16 protein-coding genes and 6 tRNA genes are annotated in these 17977 nt (G+C 39.9%); 1 reads left to right on the forward strand and 21 read right to left on the reverse strand.

Annotated features, from left to right (window positions below):
• Positions 1 to 92 precede the first annotated feature (92 nt).
• Positions 93 to 647, forward strand: coding sequence for a tetrahydromethanopterin S-methyltransferase subunit A (locus GXZ72_00375; GenBank protein ID HHT18014.1), 555 nt, complete (start codon positions 93 to 95; stop codon positions 645 to 647).
• A 208-nt stretch (positions 648 to 855) separates the two neighbouring features.
• Here GXZ72_00375 and GXZ72_00380 read toward each other — a convergent pair.
• The 21 genes from GXZ72_00380 to GXZ72_00480 form a co-directional block, all read right to left on the reverse strand.
• Positions 856 to 940 (reverse strand) — tRNA-Ser (locus GXZ72_00380).
• 135 nt (positions 941 to 1075) lie between these two features.
• A complete protein-coding gene (locus tag GXZ72_00385; protein HHT18015.1) occupies positions 1076 to 1384 on the reverse strand; it encodes a 30S ribosomal protein S10 in 309 nt (102 codons plus the stop codon).
• 85 nt (positions 1385 to 1469) lie between these two features.
• Positions 1470 to 2711 (reverse strand): translation elongation factor EF-1 subunit alpha, encoded by a 1242-nt coding sequence (tuf, locus tag GXZ72_00390; protein ID HHT18016.1) that lies wholly within the window; start codon positions 2709 to 2711, stop codon positions 1470 to 1472.
• Between the two features lie 237 nt (positions 2712 to 2948).
• Entirely contained in the window at positions 2949 to 5141 is a 2193-nt protein-coding gene (locus GXZ72_00395; GenBank protein ID HHT18017.1) for an elongation factor EF-2, read from the reverse strand.
• Positions 5142 to 5203: 62 nt separating this feature from the next.
• Positions 5204 to 5767: a 30S ribosomal protein S7 gene (locus GXZ72_00400; GenBank protein HHT18018.1), complete on the reverse strand. Its 564-nt coding sequence runs from the start codon at positions 5765 to 5767 to the stop codon at positions 5204 to 5206.
• A gap of 13 nt (positions 5768 to 5780) precedes the next feature.
• On the reverse strand, positions 5781 to 6206 hold the full coding sequence (locus GXZ72_00405; GenBank protein HHT18019.1) for a 30S ribosomal protein S12: 426 nt from the start codon (positions 6204 to 6206) through the stop codon (positions 5781 to 5783).
• Between the two features lie 118 nt (positions 6207 to 6324).
• Positions 6325 to 6756 (reverse strand): NusA-like transcription termination signal-binding factor, encoded by a 432-nt coding sequence (locus GXZ72_00410; protein HHT18020.1) that lies wholly within the window; start codon positions 6754 to 6756, stop codon positions 6325 to 6327.
• A gap of 4 nt (positions 6757 to 6760) precedes the next feature.
• The gene (locus tag GXZ72_00415; GenBank protein ID HHT18021.1) at positions 6761 to 7057 is read right to left on the reverse strand and encodes a 50S ribosomal protein L30e; all 297 of its coding nucleotides are present in this window, start codon (positions 7055 to 7057) and stop codon (positions 6761 to 6763) included.
• 10 nt (positions 7058 to 7067) lie between these two features.
• A complete protein-coding gene (gene rpoA2, locus GXZ72_00420; GenBank protein ID HHT18022.1) occupies positions 7068 to 8219 on the reverse strand; it encodes a DNA-directed RNA polymerase subunit A'' in 1152 nt (383 codons plus the stop codon).
• A gap of 73 nt (positions 8220 to 8292) precedes the next feature.
• A complete protein-coding gene (locus GXZ72_00425) occupies positions 8293 to 10908 on the reverse strand; it encodes a DNA-directed RNA polymerase subunit A' (GenBank protein ID HHT18023.1) in 2616 nt (871 codons plus the stop codon).
• A gap of 59 nt (positions 10909 to 10967) precedes the next feature.
• Complete coding sequence (gene rpoB / locus GXZ72_00430) at positions 10968 to 12779, reverse strand: DNA-directed RNA polymerase subunit B (protein ID HHT18024.1); 1812 nt, start codon at positions 12777 to 12779, stop codon at positions 10968 to 10970.
• 74 nt (positions 12780 to 12853) lie between these two features.
• Positions 12854 to 14344: a DNA-directed RNA polymerase subunit B'' gene (locus GXZ72_00435; protein HHT18025.1), complete on the reverse strand. Its 1491-nt coding sequence runs from the start codon at positions 14342 to 14344 to the stop codon at positions 12854 to 12856.
• 198 nt (positions 14345 to 14542) lie between these two features.
• A complete protein-coding gene (locus GXZ72_00440; GenBank protein HHT18026.1) occupies positions 14543 to 14779 on the reverse strand; it encodes a DNA-directed RNA polymerase subunit H in 237 nt (78 codons plus the stop codon).
• 24 nt (positions 14780 to 14803) lie between these two features.
• A tRNA-Lys gene (locus GXZ72_00445) sits at positions 14804 to 14877 on the reverse strand.
• 7 nt (positions 14878 to 14884) lie between these two features.
• Positions 14885 to 14956 (reverse strand) — tRNA-Asp (locus GXZ72_00450).
• Between the two features lie 183 nt (positions 14957 to 15139).
• Positions 15140 to 15212: transfer RNA gene (locus GXZ72_00455), tRNA-Tyr, on the reverse strand.
• 39 nt (positions 15213 to 15251) lie between these two features.
• Positions 15252 to 15326, reverse strand: a tRNA-Pro gene (locus GXZ72_00460).
• A gap of 88 nt (positions 15327 to 15414) precedes the next feature.
• Positions 15415 to 15488, reverse strand: a tRNA-Thr gene (locus GXZ72_00465).
• A gap of 163 nt (positions 15489 to 15651) precedes the next feature.
• Entirely contained in the window at positions 15652 to 16887 is a 1236-nt protein-coding gene (locus GXZ72_00470) for a phosphoglycerate kinase (GenBank protein HHT18027.1), read from the reverse strand.
• A 40-nt stretch (positions 16888 to 16927) separates the two neighbouring features.
• Positions 16928 to 17605, reverse strand: a complete 678-nt coding sequence (gene tpiA, locus GXZ72_00475; GenBank protein HHT18028.1) for a triose-phosphate isomerase — start codon at positions 17603 to 17605, stop codon at positions 16928 to 16930.
• Positions 17606 to 17853: 248 nt separating this feature from the next.
• Positions 17854 to 17977, reverse strand: a 124-nt coding sequence (locus tag GXZ72_00480; GenBank protein HHT18029.1) for a peptidoglycan-binding protein, incomplete at its 5' end; no start/stop codon positions are given.

Raw genomic sequence — 17977 nt, forward strand, 5'->3', positions numbered from 1 at the left:
TATTACATAGAAACCTTTATATCAGTTTAACTACAATTTAAATATTAACTAATAGTTAAAAATTAACTGATAGTAAATATGAGGTGTCAATAATGGTGGAAAAAAAATCCGTGAGTCAAGAATGGCCGCAAATAGTGGGTGACTACGTAGTTGGTGATGTAGAAAGTGCCGTTGCGGTAGTTACTCTTGGATCTCATATGGAAGATTTACCTATCAAAGCAGGTGCAAGCATATCTGGACCCCTACATACTGAAAATTTAGGTATAGAAAAAGTTGTTGGAAATATAATCTCTAATCCTAACCTTAGATTTTTGTTAGTATGTGGAGCCGAAGTGATGGGACATATTACAGGCCAAAGTATTAAATCACTTCACACCAACGGTGTTGACCCTGAAAAAGGAAAGATAATTAATGCAACTGGAGCCATTCCATTCATAGAAAACATCCCCCCTGAAGCCATACAACGGTTCCAAGAACAAGTGGAGTTAATAGATATGGTGGATGTAGAAAATGCCAATAATATCCAATCAAAAATTAAAGAATGCGTTATCAACGATTGTGGAGCTCTTGAAGAAGAAACATTAATAGTAGAATTGCAAAACATCCCAATCAACGAAAAAGATCCAAAAACATCTGTAAACACTTAAAACAACATGAACACAAATTCCATTAACTACTTTGTAGGGTCGGCCGAGCCTCTAATAATCCTGGGGGGCCGGCCTGAACTCCTCCATGAAACAAATATGAAAAAAGTAAATTTTCATATGTAAAATTGTAATCCATTATATAATGAGATACTTTGAAAAAGATTTCTTTTCGTTAATCTAAGAAAAATAAGAATAATAAATATATATACGCCGGGACAGGGATTTGAACCCTGGAGGAGCCATGCTCCACGGGATCTCAAGTCCCGCGCCTTACCTGGCTAGGCTATCCCGGCATCTTAGTTCATTTTGATTCTTTTTAAAGGTTAAGTTTGGCAAATGATATATTTCGTCTTATTGAAAAAAGAGAGATAAAATATGAGAATAATTTTTTTAAGCTGTTGTTTTCAGCTGTGATTAGTGTTTTTGATTTAACTGCGTAGTTCTATTTCTATGCTCACATTGTCAGGCACATTGACTTTCATAACTTGTCTCATTGCCCTTTCATCGGCTTCGATTCCCACCAGTCTTTTGTGGATTCGTAATTCCCATTTTTCCCATGTTGCTTTTCCTTCACCATCAGGTGATTTCCGGGTGGGTACTACTAATTTCTTGGTGGGTAGTGGTATTGGTCCTGAGAGATCTACACCAGTCCTTTCTGCGATCCTCTTTAGTTGGTCACAGACATAGGCCAGTTTCTCTGGGTCGGTGCCGGTGAGTTTGATTCTAGCTTTGTTCATTACTCGATTCCTCCATTAAAAAGAAAGAGAAGGTAGTGTAAACTGGTATGGATCCAGTCTACCTTCAATAAAATTTATGCCATCTTTATTTTGCTGGCACTAAATCAATACACATACCAGCAGCAACAGTCTGACCCATATCACGGATAGCAAACCGCCCCATGTGTGGTATGTCCTTGATCTTCTCAATGACCATTGGCTTGGTAGGTTTAACCACTACAAATGCAGCATCCCCAGTTTTCAAGAAGTCTGGGTTTTCTTCTTTAACCTGACCAGTTGCAGGATCCAGTTTTTTCTGGAGTTCCAAAAAGGTACAAGCAACTTGAGCAGTGTGACAGTGGAACACAGGAGTGTAACCTACAGTAATAACACCCGGGTGCTGCAGAACTACAATCTGTGCTGTGAACTCCTTAGCAACAGTTGGAGCATTGTCAGTGTGTCCGGCAACGTCACCACGCCGAATATCATTTTTACCTACGCCACGAACGTTGAATCCTACGTTATCACCTGGTTCTGCTTTATCCAGCATTTCATGGTGCATTTCAATAGATTTAACTTCCCCACTTGCCCCCGGTGGTTCAAAAATTACATTGTCGCCTTTTTTCATAACTCCAGTTTCAATCCGGCCCACAGGCACGGTTCCCACACCAGTGATGGAGTAAACATCCTGTACTGGAACCCGTAATGGTAAGTCAGTAGGTTTTTCAGGTGCAGTGAATTCATCCAACGCTTTAATTAGACTTGGTCCTTTATACCAAGGAGTGTTAGGAGATGATTCAGCTATATTATCCCCTTCAAATGCAGATAGAGGTATGAAGTTAATGTCACTTGGTTTGTAAGCTACAGTTTTAACTAATTCAGAAATTTCTTCTTTAAGTTCATTGAATTTTTCTTCACTGTAATCTACTAAGTCCATCTTGTTGATACCAATGATGAGTTGGTTAATTCCTAAGGTTCTAGCAAGGAATGCGTGTTCCTTGGTCTGAGGCATTACACCATCATCAACTGCTACCACGAGAACTGCAGCATCTGCTTGTGAGGCACCAGTGATCATGTTTTTAACAAAGTCACGGTGACCTGGGCAATCCACAATGGTAAATTCAAATTTGGGAGTGTCAAATCGGGCATGTGCCAAGTCTATGGTCACTCCCCTATCTCTTTCTTCGGATAATTTATCCATAACAAATCTAAACTTGTTTTCTCCTTCAGATAACTGTTGTTCAGCGATAGATCCAGACTGTAGTAACAGGTGCCCCACTAAAGTGGATTTACCATGGTCTACGTGTCCAATAAACGCCAAATTCATGTGTTCTTTTCCTTTAGCCATAATTATTCCTCCAATAATAATTCTCTTACAATGATTATTTAGAGAGTTTACTAAGCGTACTGGTTGAATTTATTGGTTCCACTATTTAAAGTAACCAGTACAACATTTTTGATCTGGATTGACCATGTCAAGTTATGGTTATATTTTATCCAGATTTTTATGGTATTCTCAATGTAGAGAATACAACCCAAAAAAATTAAGGGGTATCAATAATAAGTGCTAAATATTAGATTTTTTTTATCCCAAATAATGTTCAGGACCATAAGGCTGATCAGATAATCCTTTACGTTGCCTGATCTCACGTACTATGGTATTTTGAAGTTCACGTGGAAGTTTTTCGAACCCTGCATTCTCTGTTGACCAGAGACACCGGCCTTCTGTTGCTGAACGTATATCTCCTGCAAATCCAAACATTTCAGCCACAGGTACCTTTGATTCCACTGTCGACATGTCTCCTTCTTGGCCCATGTCCAAAATCTGACCTCGTCTATTCTGGATCTCACGAGTGGCTGATCCCATATAATCCTGGGGTGTGTTGATAAATACCTTCTGTATAGGTTCGAGTAGTGCAGGTTCAGCCATCATTATTGCTCCATAAACTGCTTTTCTTATAGCTGGCAGTACTTGTGCTGGCCCTCTGTGCACGGCATCTTCGTGTATCTTTGCATCCATGAGTTTGATCTTGATTCCCATGACTTTTTCTTTAGCTATGGGTCCGTCATCCATTGCACTTTCAAATCCTTCCAATAGTAATTCTTTGATCTCATCCAAGTACTGTATACCTCGGGTCATGTTTACGAATATGCTCTTGTCATATACATCCCAGACTTTTCGAGCTTGTTCTTTGGGTAATCCATATTCTTGGAATTTGGGGATTAATTCTTTCCCTTTAACTCGACCTTCCTTAATATCCCCATCAACAATTGCTTGATAAACTGGTTCGTCTAATGGTTCTATTTCTATATAGAAACGGTTGTGTTTGTTTGGTGATTTTCCTTCCACTGGTCCGGCTGTTCCGGCAATGGTCTCCCGGTACACCACAATGGGTTCCGAGGTTTCAATTTCCACACCTTTATCATTAATACGATAGGCTATGATTTCCAAGTGAAGTTCACCCATTCCAGCAACCAAGTGTTCGCCAGTTTCTTCATTGATTTGCATCTTGACAGTCGGATCTTCCTTCCCAACTTGCCTTAACACTTCAATGAGTTTGGGTAAGTCTTTGGTATTTTTAGCTTCAACAGCAACAGTGACTACTGGTTCTGAAATATGTTCTAATCCTTCAAAGGCATCAATTTTACGGTCCATGTCACAAATGGTTTCCCCGGCAACAGCGTTTCGCGCCCCAGTGATGGCTACGATGTTTCCTGCAGGTACTCTGTCAGTGTTCACTCGTTCTGGTCCGAAATAGACTCCTACTTGCTGGGTTCGTGCTTTTCCATGACTACCTACCATGAATATTTCGCTTCCCTTTTCCAGTGTCCCTCCATACACTCGTCCAGTGGCTATTTCCCCTGCATGTTTGTCTATGCTCACATCAGTAACCATAACAGCGAGTGGTCCATCTGGGTCTGTTTTAAGCATTCCCTGCCCTTCTGCACTTTCAATGTCTCCGGACCAGATGCTGGGCACCCTGTAAGGCTGGGCTTTGTTAGGACTTGGTAAGTGCTCTACTACCATTCCCAGCAATACTTCAGATAACGGTACTTTTTGGGCTAATTCTTTCTGGTTTTCATTATTACAGTAGTCAAGAATGTCTTTGAAGTTAATGCCAGTTTTTTGCATAATGTCCATGTTAATTGCCCAGTTATGATATGCAGATCCGAATGCTACGCTCCCATCTTCGACTTTTACTTGCCATTCTTTTTTAAGTTCCTTAGGAGCCATATTACTGATTAATTTATTAGCATTAGCAATAACTTTGATAAATCTTTGCTGCAGTTCCTGAGGGTCCAATTTCAGTTCATTTATTAACCTATCAACCTTGTTAATGAACAGCACTGGCTTCACATTTTCCTTAAGGGCTTGACGCAGCACAGTTTCAGTTTGAGGCATGATTCCTTCTACAGCACAAACAACTACAACAGCACCATCCACCGCTCTCATAGCACGTGTTACATCCCCACCAAAGTCAACGTGACCTGGTGTGTCGATGAGGTTGATTAGGTATTGATCATCCTTGTATTTGTGCACCATAGACACGTTTGCCGCGTCGATGGTGATCCCCCTGGCTTGTTCTTGTTCATCAAAGTCAAGATATAACTGGTCTCCAGCCAATTCTGATGAAATCATACCTGCGCCTGCCAGTAAGTTATCTGATAAGGTTGTTTTTCCGTGGTCAATATGGGCCACAATTCCGATGTTCCGGATGTAATCCGGTTCGTACATCAATTCTTTGATCTTGTTGATCATTCTAGTACGTCTACTCAAAACAATCACCTAAAAATAAATTTTAAGATAAAATAAATAGGTTGAGTTTATGGCTAACCAACTTAGTGGGCTGATCTGGCCACTCGCTCTTTTTCCTCCTTTTTACCTACAGAAAAACTCCGGGTGTCTGCTTCTGCTGCCAACATGAGTTCTTCTGCCAAGCATTCTCCAGCAGATTTTTTCCTTTTGAAAGCTGACTGGAGTGCTCCCTTTGTTATGAAACCAATTGCAAGGTCTACTCGACGCTGGGGTGCTATGTCCACTGCTACTTGATAACCAATTCCACCGTATTTAATACGAGTAGTTTCTTCACGAGGTGCAGCATTTTCGACAGCTTTTACCAAGATTTGGATTGGATTTTCTTTGGTGCGTTTATTTATAACCGTAAAAGCTTCTTTTACGATGTTATAAGCCTTATTTTTCTTACCTGAGTTCCTTTCAGTTCTCATGATCTTATTCATTAATCTTTCCACAATAGATACTCTTGATTTGGCGAACTGTCTCTTGACGTGCCTCCCCATAGTGTGAGGAACCATTATCTCGTCCAAACAGACATAATTGACCAGTCCCAGGTCTTCTACCTTGACTTCGTCCAGTTCCCAATTGTCAAATACTTTGAAGCTCATATCATGACCTCACTTATCTTACTGGTTTTTCGATTTTACCCTTAACCATTTCTTCTAGGGCTACGTTGTTCACCTTACTAACTTTCCAACGAACTCCGGGGATATCTCCCACAGATCTTCCAGATGATCCGCCAACTCCTTCGATAACTACTTCGTCATGTTCATCTATGAATCCTATAGCCCCGTCTCCAGGGGCGAATGCTGTTATCTGTTTACCATTTTTGATGAGTTGCACTCTTACACATTTTCTAATGGCAGAGTTTGGCTGTTTGGCTTCAATTCCTACTTTTTCAATGACGATCCCCCGTGCTTGGGGTGCACCTTCTAGAGGGTCAGCCTTCACATCCAGCCCCAATGCTTTTCTCTTATATTCTGTGTCTTTCCACCGAAAGTTTTGTCGGTTTTTTTTAAGCTTTTTTGCTGCAAATAATCCTGGCAATGGAATTCCTCCTTGTTAACATTAATACGATGACTATTCCCTGATCAGTCCTTTTGTTGGGTGTTTCCCTGGATCAGGGATTTGTTGATCAGTAAAATTAGATCGTTGCCGGTTTTTACTATTTAATAACTATATTATTTATATTGTGCTGCCTTTTGGCCAGTATTCGGGCTCTTTCTATATTTTGCCCACCTTTTCCAATAGCAGTTCTTTTATTTCTTGAATCAGCCTCAATAGTGGCGATTTTCTCTCCGTTTTCTTTTTGAAGTATTCTTATGCTTCTTATTTTGGCAGGAGCTACCAAATTAGCTATAAATTCTACAGGGTCGTCAGAGTGTTCAATTACCTCCACACCCTTGTCTACAGTTTTCTGCACCTTTGCGACAGTGCTTCCTTTTTTTCCTATGGCCAGACCCATATCTCCTCTTTTAACCAAAAATGTGATCTTGCCATTTTCATCATCCACCAAGCAATCTTTAACTGTTGCCCCAGTCATGCTCTCAAAGAGGGCTATATACCTTATTTCATGGGTGCTGAATTTGATGGTCACAGTCTTACCCCACTATTTCTAATATGGTGGAATCTCCAGGATCGGTTACTACCATGGCAGCTACAGTGAATGGTTTTCCACACACTGACCCTAAGTCAACGCTACTGCCTTGGAAAGTGTAAACTGGAATCTCTGATAATTGGGAGTACTGCATCACATCTTCTGTTACCTCTTGTGGGCAATTTTCTGCGATAATGACTAGTTTCCCTTTACCAAACTTCAAGGCTTGGATTGTTTTGCTGGATCCCAGTGTGACATTTCCTGTGTCTACTGCTACTCTAATTCCTCTATCTACGTCCATCGACTGCCTCCTATTTATCATTCATGATGACGCCAACTGATCCTGTTCCCAGTGGTATTGGCTGCCCGATAATAATATTTTCTATTATTCCGGTAAGATGGTCTATCTCACCCCTAATGCTGGCCCGGAGAAGATGTTTACCCGTTTCTTCAAATGATGCTCTGGCTAAAACGCTTGCCTTTTCTCCACTGATTCCATGACGGCCAATGGATTTGACTATTCCGTCAGAAGTCATCATATCAGCCACCAGCATGATGTGTCGCACATCTACAGTGAGTCCTTGTTCTTCCATAGTTGTTTGGGCTTCGTGAATAATGGCATTTCGAGCGGCTTCTATTCCCAGAACTTTTTCCACCTCGTGTATGTCATTGGTGGTTGTTCTAACTCGATCCACGCCATCCATTTTCAGAACTGCCCCTAAATTTGAACCTTCAGTATGAATGACCCATTCTTGCCCTTCTTTACGGATCACTACCTTCCCTATGTTCTTAATTCCACTTATCTGGAGATCGCGAACCTTATCAGCTAAAAGTCGGAGTTCCCTAATTGCATGTTTAGGATCAGTAATTTTAGGTTCAAAACTGAGTAAGTTGTTATTTATTTCTACACTTTTAAAAGTTTTCTCTATCTTGGCAATAACCTCACCATAGTCAAGTCGTTTCTCCTTAACTTGATCTTCATCTATCTCTATGCTCATGTTCATATTTGCATAGTTTACATTTAAGTCATTGAGGATGTCATTAAGAGTTATTTTACCTATTCTATTAGCTATGGTTCTTACGAACTCTTCATCACTTGCATTTTCTTCATCAAAGTATATTGCCATAGTTGGTGTGGATATTTTCTTACGTGCATCCACAATCTCAATTAATCGTGGTAATCCTAGGGTCACATTAAGTTCTGCCACTCCTGCATAGTGAAAGGTACGCATGGTCATCTGAGTACCTGGTTCTCCCACTGACTGGGCAGCAACTGTACCCACCGCCTCACCAGACTCGACTTCCGACCTTATGTAGGCCTTTTTGATTTCTTGAACCAATTTTTCCAGTTCTTTATCATCCAAATCATGTTTTTTGGCTGCTTCAGCTATTTCTTGGATGAGTTTTTCTGGAAATATGGCTTTTTTCTTTTTGGCCACCTTTTCAACTTTTTTTATATCCACAAAACCACCTGAATCCATATGTGAGTTAATCCTATTATATTGTTTGTTTAATCATCAATCTACTTTTGATTGATTATTTACTTGATTTGGCTTTAATTCTCATTTCTTCAATTAATCTGTCGATATCGGCAACTTTTCCATAGTCACTTTTTGCAGGGTCTATTCCATCTTCACCGTAGTGTGTTTGTATAACTACGCCCCGGTTATCCCGTACAGTTCCATCAGTACTGACAGAGAGATCTTGCAGTGCATTGACCAGTCTACGTTGCATGTAACCACTCTGAGCTGTACGTATAGCTGTGTCCACTAACCCTTCACGCCCCCCCATAGCATGGAAGAAGAATTCCAAGGGGTCAAGGCCTGCTTTATAACTAGAACGAACAAAACCACTGGCTTTTGCACCGAGGTCGCCTTCTTGGAAGTGAGGTAGAGTTCTTTTACTGTAACCTCTCTCTATTCGACCACCACGAACAGATTGTTGGCCTACACATGCTGCGATCTGAGTTAAGTTAAGCATGGATCCCCTAGCACCAGTTAAGGCCATTATGACCGCATCATTATCCATCCCAAAGTAGCTTTCAGCTATTTCTCCTGATTTATCCCTGGCTTCTCCTAAGACTTGCATGATCTTCATTTCCAATGTTTCTCGGAGACTACGGCCAGGTAGTGCTTCCAGTTCATCATCACGGTAAGCTTCAATTAACATTTCCACCTTTTTTTCAGCCTTAGAAAGGAGTTCTTCGATACGATCTTTTGCTTCTTGAGGTATTTCTTCATCAGCAGTACTGGTGGTAAATCCACGTTTCATTATCCCAGAGATAGCCAGTTTGGTGGCTGAATCTAGGAATTGTCTGGCCCGGTCAGTACCATACTCTTTTACAATTGAGTCCAATATTTTGCCTGAAAATGCACCATAAGCTTTTTCATCGATTGCTCCAAAAATCAATTCTCCATTTTCTATGATAACATAAGCATCATTTTTACATTCTTCACGAAGGCATTCATCACATTTACGGCATATCTCTGCCCGGTATACCATGTTAAGATCTGAGGGAAGGAGTAAACTGAAAACTTCTTTACCAGTCCATTTTTTATTTTTAGGTTTTGGTAATGGTAACTGGGATTTTTTAATCATTTGGAACACTTCCTCCTCATCGAAATTGGATCCCTCCCTAGTGAGTAAGTATGCTCCAGATATATGATCATGTATTCCTCCAATTATGGGTCCACCAAAACGCGGTGATAATATGTGTTCCTGGACTCTCATGAGAGATTTAGCCTCGGCACGCGATTCCTCTGTTTGGAAAACGTGCATGTTCATTTCATCTCCGTCAAAGTCAGCGTTGTATGGTGGACAAACACAAAGGTTGAGTCTGAATGTTTTATGGGGTAATACTTTTACTTCGTGAGCCATCATGGACATTCTGTGCAAAGATGGTTGTCTGTTGAATAAAACAATATCTCCATCCATTAAGTGTCTCTCTACTATGAATCCTGGCTCTAATTTCTCAATAATTGATTCTTTGGTCTCATCATACACTCTGATCTTCCTTTCATCAGGACGTATGACATAGTTAGCCCCCGGATGCTTATTAGGACCATTCATGATGTATTTTTTCATTTCTTCCATGTTCCATTCAGTGATATATATGGGTACTGTGACCTCTGTGGCTATCATGTGTGGAACACCTACTTCATTGATACTTATATTTGGGTCCGGAGATATTACTGTCCTTGCTGAGAAATTTACCCTCTTACCTGAGAGATTACTTCTGAAACGACCTTCTTTACCTTTTAAACGCTGGGCAAGAGTTTTTAATGGCCTTCCTGATCTGTGTCTAGCTGGTGGAACTCCAGAAGCTTCATTATCAAAATAAGTAGTAACATGATATTGTAACAGTTCCCATAAATCTTCAACGATTAGTTGTGGAGCACCTGCCTCCATATTTTCCTTTAAACGCTGATTAATTCGTAATATATCAACTAATTTGTGAGTTAAGTCATCTTCTGACCTTTCACCAGTTTCTAAAGTAATAGAAGGCCTTACGGTTACTGGTGGTACTGGCAGTACAGTAAGTACCATCCATTCTGGTCGTGCCACCTTAGAATTTATTCCCAAGAAGGTGTAATCTTCTTCTGGGATTTTTTCCAGACGTTCTCTCACTTCACTAGGGGTGAGTTTGTAGTTTCCTTCAACAATTGAAACAGGTTTGTCAATTTTAACATCTTCCTGTTCAGTTTCACAGTCTGGGCATTTATCTCGGCGGGCAGTGGTGTAAACTTCCTTCACTAATGAAGTTATACTTTCTTCATTCTGCAAACGGGATTCAATTCTTTCTTTGAAATCAATTCTCTCAGTTTCTGTTAAAAGAGCTTTTCCACATTCGCTGCATGTTGAACGTAAAATTTTATGAATTGTATCTGCAAATCCTACGTGGACCACAGGTCGAGCCAAGTTAATGTGACCAAAATGTCCTTGACAGTCCCCTCCTTTTGAACCACATGATCGGCATCTTAATCCTGGGTCAATAACTCCCAGTCTTGGGTCCATGAGACCCGCTTCTATGGGGTATCCATCTTCATCGTAGGTATCTGGGGTCACGATTTTGGTTACGGACATTCTCCGGATATTTTCCGGCGATAGCAGGCCAAAGTTGATCTGTGCGATCTTCTTTAAAATTCCTTTCAAACTCACTCTCTCCTCTGTTTATATTTTTATAAGACCCTTCTTTTGTTAGATATTAATTATCAGGCTTTATCCTCAAGAACTAGTTTAGGGAATATACATAAACTCTTGAGTTCGTCCAATAATAGTTTGAATGCGTATGATATTTCAACTGGGAAACTGTCTGAGTCTCCACAAATTGGACAATATTTTTTATCCCTAATACGGTCATATATGGCCACCATTCCACATTCACCACATATTATAGCCTCATATTTATCAGATTCATCCAATAACCTTTCTTTAAGAGCTAATGCAGCACCATGTGCGATTAAACAGTCTCTTTCCATTTCTCCGAATCTGAGACCACCTTCTCGAGCTCTTCCCTCCGTTGGTTGTCTGGTTAGAACTTGTACCGGACCCCTTGATCGGGCGTATACTTTATCTGAAGTCATGTGGTGTAATTTCTGATAGTAAGCCACTCCCACAAATATCTCAGCTTCAATTCTTTCCCCTGTAATTCCATTGTGCAAGGATTCCCGGCCAGCAGTTTCAAATCCATTTGCTTTTAAAAGATCCATTATTTCATGTTCGTGGTTTCCACTGAATGGTGTTCCATCCATACGTTGTCCTTCCATACAACCTGCTTTACCAGCTAACATCTCCAATACTTGTCCGACTGACATCCTAGATGGAATAGCATGAGGATTTATGATTAAATCAGGTACTACTCCTTCAGAAGTGAAAGGCATGTTTTCCTGAGGAACAATAAGACCGATGACTCCTTTTTGCCCGTGTCTAGACGCGAATTTATCGCCGAATTCTGGTTGCCTCTGGTCTCTTACTCTTATTTTAGCCAATTTACTCCCTTCAACTGTTTCAGTTAGCAGAACTGCATCTACTACTCCGTGTTCCCCGTGTCGCACAGTGACTGATGTTTCTCTTCTTCGCTCAGCTACTGTTCCGAATTCATCGATTTCTTCTAAAAAACGTGGCGGGGATGTTTTTCCAATAAGAACATCACCAGATTTTACTTCGACTTCAGGGTTGACTATTCCATCTTCATCTAAATTGCGGTACACTTCTTCAGATCTGTAGCCGCGTACCATGTTTTCTGGTACTTCAAATTTATCTTCCTGCCCTCCAGGATATCTCCGCTCAGAAGCTTCGTAGGATCTGAAAAAAGATGATCGAGCCAATCCTCGTTCAATTGAGGCTTTGTTAAGTATAAGAGCATCTTCCATATTGTAACCTTCATAGGACATAACTCCTACTACAAAATTCTGACCAGAGGGTCGTTTATCGTATTGGGTGGCGTCCATACTTCTGGTTTTAACAATAGGAACTTGTGGTTGGTGTAATAAGTGTGCACGAGTATCTGTTCTTAAATTGTAGTTGGAAACGTAAAGTCCCAGCGCTTGTTTGGTCATTCCTGCTTCCATAGTGTTACGGGGGGAGGAGTTATGATTGGCGTAGGGTATGATCCCGGCACATATTCCCAGCATGGTAGCGGGGTCTATTTCTAGATGGGTGTGATATTCATTGATTTCATCTGCAAACATTGCAATGTAGGTATTTTCTTCTTCTTCAGCATCCAAGTATTCAATTATTCCTTCATTTATCAGATTTTGCCATGTTATTTCTCCATCAGCTATTTTCTGCACATGTTCATCTGTTAGGAGTGACCCGCCGTTTTCCACAACTATTAGCGGTCTTCGGGTTCTTCCAGGATCGTTGAATACATATATTTCATTGTTTTCAGGGTAATGAGTGATATTCATCTCATGGGAAACTTCGCCAGATCTCCTTTTCTGTCTCATCTCCTCCATGAACCCCTCAGGATCGTCACAAGTTCCAATAAGCTTTCCATTAGTATAAACCTTGCATTTTTTCACAAATTGTCCCCCAGTAACTGGCTTTTCATATTAAAATAAATTTAAACTCCCAATAGTATCGTTTTTTTAATATATTAAATAAGGTTAATTCCTTTAACTTTTTTAATGACTGCTTCTAGTTCATCTGGATCCGAACCCTCAGATATTTTGGCAAGTATAGCCAAGTTTTTTACCAAACCACAGTTGGGTCCCTCTGGAGTTTCGTTGGGGCATATCTTCCCAAATTGAGTTGGATGCAAATCACGAGCTTCAAAGTGTGGTTGGCTCCTTGATAATGGAGATACAACACGTTTAAGGTGTGAAAGAGTTCCCATGTAACTAGTACGATCGAGTAACTGACTTACTCCTGCCCGTCCCCCAACCCAGTTTCCAGTGGCAATAGCATGTTTAATGTTCTCAGTTAGAACATCAGAACGTACAGCTTGCTTAACTGATGGTTCTTTACCTCTTGCTAAACTCCGTTCAAGTTGATAGGTCATGTCACGGGTTAAACTGGTAAATGCAACTCGGAACAAATCTTCCATTAAATCTCCAGATACGCGTAATCGTTTGTTGGCATAATGATCCTTATCATGTGGGTCGCGTTCATCAAAAATAACTTGGAGAAGCATTTCTGTCATTTCAGCTAAGTATGTGGCTTTTTCAGCCCTTTTATCAGACTCTACACCCATATGAGGTAATAAATATCGATCTATGACGTCTTCTGCTCTTTTTATTCTGTATTCCTCAGTCATTCCTTTAGCTACTCTGTTACCTATGTATTTGATAGCATCATAGGTTGTAGTAATCTCTGATGTTTGAATATCATCGATAAGTAAGAATTGTACATCATTTTCTTCGGAAACGCTGCTAACCAGATCAACATCTTTTTCAAGACCCAATGCACGTAGAAGAACCACTAATGGTATTTCTCCCGGCACATAAGGGAATGATATTCTTAAAAACACTCCTTTTTTGCGTGGTTTACGATATTCGAGAGTGATTCTTGCTCTGAAACCACTTTTAATCGATGTTACAATGGCTCTTGCCCTGCGGTCTTCTTTTTCACCTATTCTTTCCAGAATTATCTTGTTAGGTGCAATCTCTTCCATGGTTACAATGGCTCTTTCTGAACCATTTACAATGAAGTATCCTCCTGGATCCTGAGGATCTTCTCCATTTTTTTCAAGTTCATGATATCCTAATCCATTTAAGTGGCAAATATTGGATTTGAGCATAACTGGAAGTTCACCAATATACACCTTTTCCAGTTGTGGTTCTTCTTCACCCTTACTCAAAGCCATGTCCATGTACATGTGGGCCGAGTAAGTTAGATTTCTCAGTCGGGCTTCTGTTGGAAAAACTTTACTTTTTGATCCATCTGCTTCTTTAATGTAGGGTTTCTTTATCTCCACTTTACCAGTTTGTATGCAGTATTCTCCCTGTTCCAGAACTATTGGTTCGGTTATGTCAATTATGTCCTGTATTCGATGGTTTACAAAGTCATTATATGATTTTATATGATGGTCAACCAGTTTGTATTCATCAAAAAAGGTGTCAACAAGTCCCCAAGCATTTTTTACCATTAAATTCCTCCAAAAACAATCCATACCCCTCCATTACATAACACCAAAAGTTTGGGTGTGGTGGTTTGGACACAATATCAACTATATATATTATTTCATAAATACACACAGTTTATGTATCGGTGCATAAAGGTAAGGAATTATTCGTATTATTCTCGTATATATCCAATTCACTTTTGTGGTTAAATTATCTAAATATTAATCTAAAACCAAACGATATGTTTCAAATTTTCCAGCAGTCTGACTTTTTCTGGTTATCTTAAGAATATCCCCTGATTTAGCTTCTATAGCTTTTACAACTGGATCATCTAGTTTTATTTTTGGCAGTTGTTCAGGATGGATATCAAGCTTTTTTAATACTTTTTTAACTTCAGATTTCGACAAAACAACATGATCTGGAACTAGTTCATGTTTTAAGATATCCTTCTTCACCATTGAATCCTCCAATTAAAATTAGAACGGGCCCGACGGGAATTGAACCCGCGACCACTTGGTTAAAAGCCAAGCGCTCTCCCAGACTGAGCTACGGGCCCTCTAGAACGCCCTGGCCGGGAATTGAACCCGAGTCGCGGGCTCGACAGGCCCACATGATAGCCCCTACACCACCAGGGCAACTTTAGCAGAACTAGAGTATAGTGGTTTATGATATGATTCTTTATATACTTTTCTATTTCAATGTGTATGTTATTAAAACTTGTTAAGTTTGAGGGTTTCTCAAATAATCACTCGATAAGTGCATTATTTTGAATTTTAACAAATTCCATCAAACGAAGTCGTTTTATATAGAATATTAAGTCCCGCCTGCCGGACTTGAACCAGCAACATTCGGATCTACAGTCCGACGCTCTGCCAATTGAGCTAAGGCGGGATTTTAATATATTTGTGATATGATTATTTTATTGATTGATGGGACCACCCGGATTCGAACCGGAGTCTCAGGCTCCCAAAGCCCAAAGGATCGACCAAGCTACCCTATGGTCCCTACAGAATATTTGATTAAATTTAAAATCTAATCATTCAGTTTTAACATTGTTATAACTATTCTATATTGTTATTCTACCACCATTTAGAGCCCCGGACGGGAATTGAACCCGCGACCACGAGATTACAAGTCTCGCGCTCCACCAGACTGAGCTACCGAGGCATTTTAAGTTTTGAAATATTGCCTTATATAGTTTTTGGTGGAATGATTAATTGATATTAGATGACTCACCTTGTTAGTGAATTGGTGGTAAATTCAATTATTTAAAGTTTTTTTTAAAATTTAATTTCATGAAAATTAAAGAATACACCATTATTATAACATGCTAATTTTTAACCTTGTTTTTTAATACTGATTCTCTTAAAACTTCCACCGCAGGCAGTCTTACTCCCGCAATAAGGTTAATAGAAGCTCCCCCCCCACTGCTAATATGGCTAATTCCAGTTAATCCCATTTGATTTGCAGCAGCAGCAAGATGTCCACCTCCAATAATCGAAAATCCCGGAGAAGATGATATTGCATTAAGAATATCTTCAGTACCTTGATTGAATCCTTCCTTCTCAAAAACACCGGCAGGACCATTAGCAAATATGGTACGTGCATTTCTAATTATACGAGCGTATTCTGTGATGGTTTCAGTGCCCAGATCAAAGATTGGCAAGTTTGGAAGTTTTTCCACTGGATACTCCAATCTTTTATCATCCTTACAGACTGCTAGATCACTAGGTGCCAGTATCTTGTCTTTAAATTTTTTACAAAGATTTTTGGCCTTTTTAACATATTCACAGTATTCCCTATCTTCTATGAACTTCTTGTTTTGTTTTCGTATGTTTACTCCACCACCCCATAAAAATATGTTGGCAACTAAACCCGTGGTGAGGATATGATCGGCGCTTCCTGCCTCCAATGCGTTTTCCATAACCATTATAGAATCATCGACTTTAACCCCGCCTAAGACATAAACGCACGGTCTTTTAACATTACTTACTGCACTGTATAATGCTTTAAGCTCTTTTTCCATCACTCTTCCTGCTGCAGACGGCATTTTCATAGCAAAACCGACCATTGAAGGTTGCGAGCGATGGGCAGCAGCAAAAGCATCGTTTATGAAGTAGTCTGCTAATGGTGATAATAACCTTACCATGTGCGTTTCAGCTTGTTCTAATGGTTTTCTTTGGAGTATTTCTTCAGAATAGAAACGGACGTTTTCTAAAAGAAGTATTTCCCCTCCTTTCAACGTTGATATGGCTTCCCGAGCATTACTGCCAAATATATCATCAACATAACCCACTGGCATTTTTAATATCTTAGAAAGAGTTTCAGCATGTTGTTGGAGTGTGGTAAAGTCATTTTTCCCAGGACGGCTTTGATGAGCAATTAAAACAGTTTTTGCACCTTTTTCTGCCAGTTCACTGATTGTGTCTGAGTGTAATCTGATGCGTGTATCATCAAGAAGTAGTCCAGTTAAAGGATCGACTGGGGAGTTGATATCTACTCGTACCAACACTGTTTTACCATCTAATTCAAGATCGTCAATGGTGTAAAAATCAGGAGCCATAATACCACTTTTAGAATATTAAGAAACATTTCAAATTTGTCCACTATATCTTACTAACTAAGTCAAGAAGTGCCTTTTTGGGATCTGGGGCCAGTATAATTCCAGATGCTAAGAGAACCCCTTCACTTCCAAGTTCCAAAGCAGCCTTCATGTCATCCCCTGTAGAAATCCCTGCACCACAAAGAACCCTTACACTGGAATTGACCTCTTTTATTGCTGCTACACTACCCTCAACTATTTTTGGTTCAGCTTGAGATACTGGAATTCCTGAACCAATAAGTTCAGGAGGTTCAATAGCTACAAAATTTGGTTTCATGGCGGCGGCTGCAGCACTAGTCGGGATATTGTTAGTACAGACCACACTGGTCATGTTGGCAGTGTTAATTTTATTGACAACCATGTCAATATCAGCAAGTTGCATTCTCTGCTCTGAATGATTTATTAGGGTGCCTGAAGCCCCTGCTTCTTTGGCACATTCCAACAACATGCTTCCAGTGTGTCCACCGGCATCCACGGGATCAATGTGCTGAGCTAAAATAGGTATGTTTACTTCCTCAGATAATTTCCTTAGGTCCGCTCCTTGAGGGGCTGCTGCCATGTTTACTCCAGTTTCCTCAGCTACTTGCTCCAATGCCTTGGCTAACTGCAAGGCTTTATCTCCTGTAGACTCCAAGTATGTTTTAAAATTCAAAATTACTAAGGGAGTTTGTGTTATTTTCATAATCAGCCTCCTAATGTATGTATTATACTGATTTTCTTTTTAGGGGCGAGATATAAAAATATTGTGGTTTCCCAAGTTATCTAAGTTTAAAATGTGTACAAAAATGATTAAATTGCAAACTATAGAATTTACACTAAACAATGATAAATAAATTCAAAAATGCAAAAAAAGAATTGTTTTTCAACAGTTTTTGCGTTAAACTGTTGAATATTAGATTGTATTTTATTGTTATTTTAGCGTAGGTACACTTAATTACCTTTGATCACTGTTTCAGCACTTCCACGAGCAGTAGGTGATCCAACCCATGGAACATTATGATAATCAACCCATTTACCGTTATTCCAGGTCTGGACTGATCTATGTCTAGGTGAA

The organism is Methanobacterium sp. (assembly GCA_012838205.1).
Lineage (GTDB): Archaea > Methanobacteriota > Methanobacteria > Methanobacteriales > Methanobacteriaceae > Methanobacterium.

Excerpts from the sequence above, each read along its gene's own strand:
- GXZ72_00375 (HHT18014.1), top strand. The coding sequence starts at position 93 with ATGGTGGAAAAAAAATCCGTGAGTCAAGAATGGCCGCAAATAGTGGGT.
- GXZ72_00385 (HHT18015.1), bottom strand. The coding sequence starts at position 1,384 with ATGAACAAAGCTAGAATCAAACTCACCGGCACCGACCCAGAGAAACTG.
- tuf (HHT18016.1), bottom strand. The coding sequence starts at position 2,711 with ATGGCTAAAGGAAAAGAACACATGAATTTGGCGTTTATTGGACACGTA.
- GXZ72_00400 (HHT18018.1), bottom strand. The coding sequence starts at position 5,767 with ATGAGCTTCAAAGTATTTGACAATTGGGAACTGGACGAAGTCAAGGTA.
- GXZ72_00415 (HHT18021.1), bottom strand. The coding sequence starts at position 7,057 with ATGGACGTAGATAGAGGAATTAGAGTAGCAGTAGACACAGGAAATGTC.
- GXZ72_00435 (HHT18025.1), bottom strand. The coding sequence starts at position 14,344 with ATGGTAAAAAATGCTTGGGGACTTGTTGACACCTTTTTTGATGAATAC.
- GXZ72_00440 (HHT18026.1), bottom strand. The coding sequence starts at position 14,779 with ATGGTGAAGAAGGATATCTTAAAACATGAACTAGTTCCAGATCATGTT.
- tpiA (HHT18028.1), bottom strand. The coding sequence starts at position 17,605 with ATGAAAATAACACAAACTCCCTTAGTAATTTTGAATTTTAAAACATAC.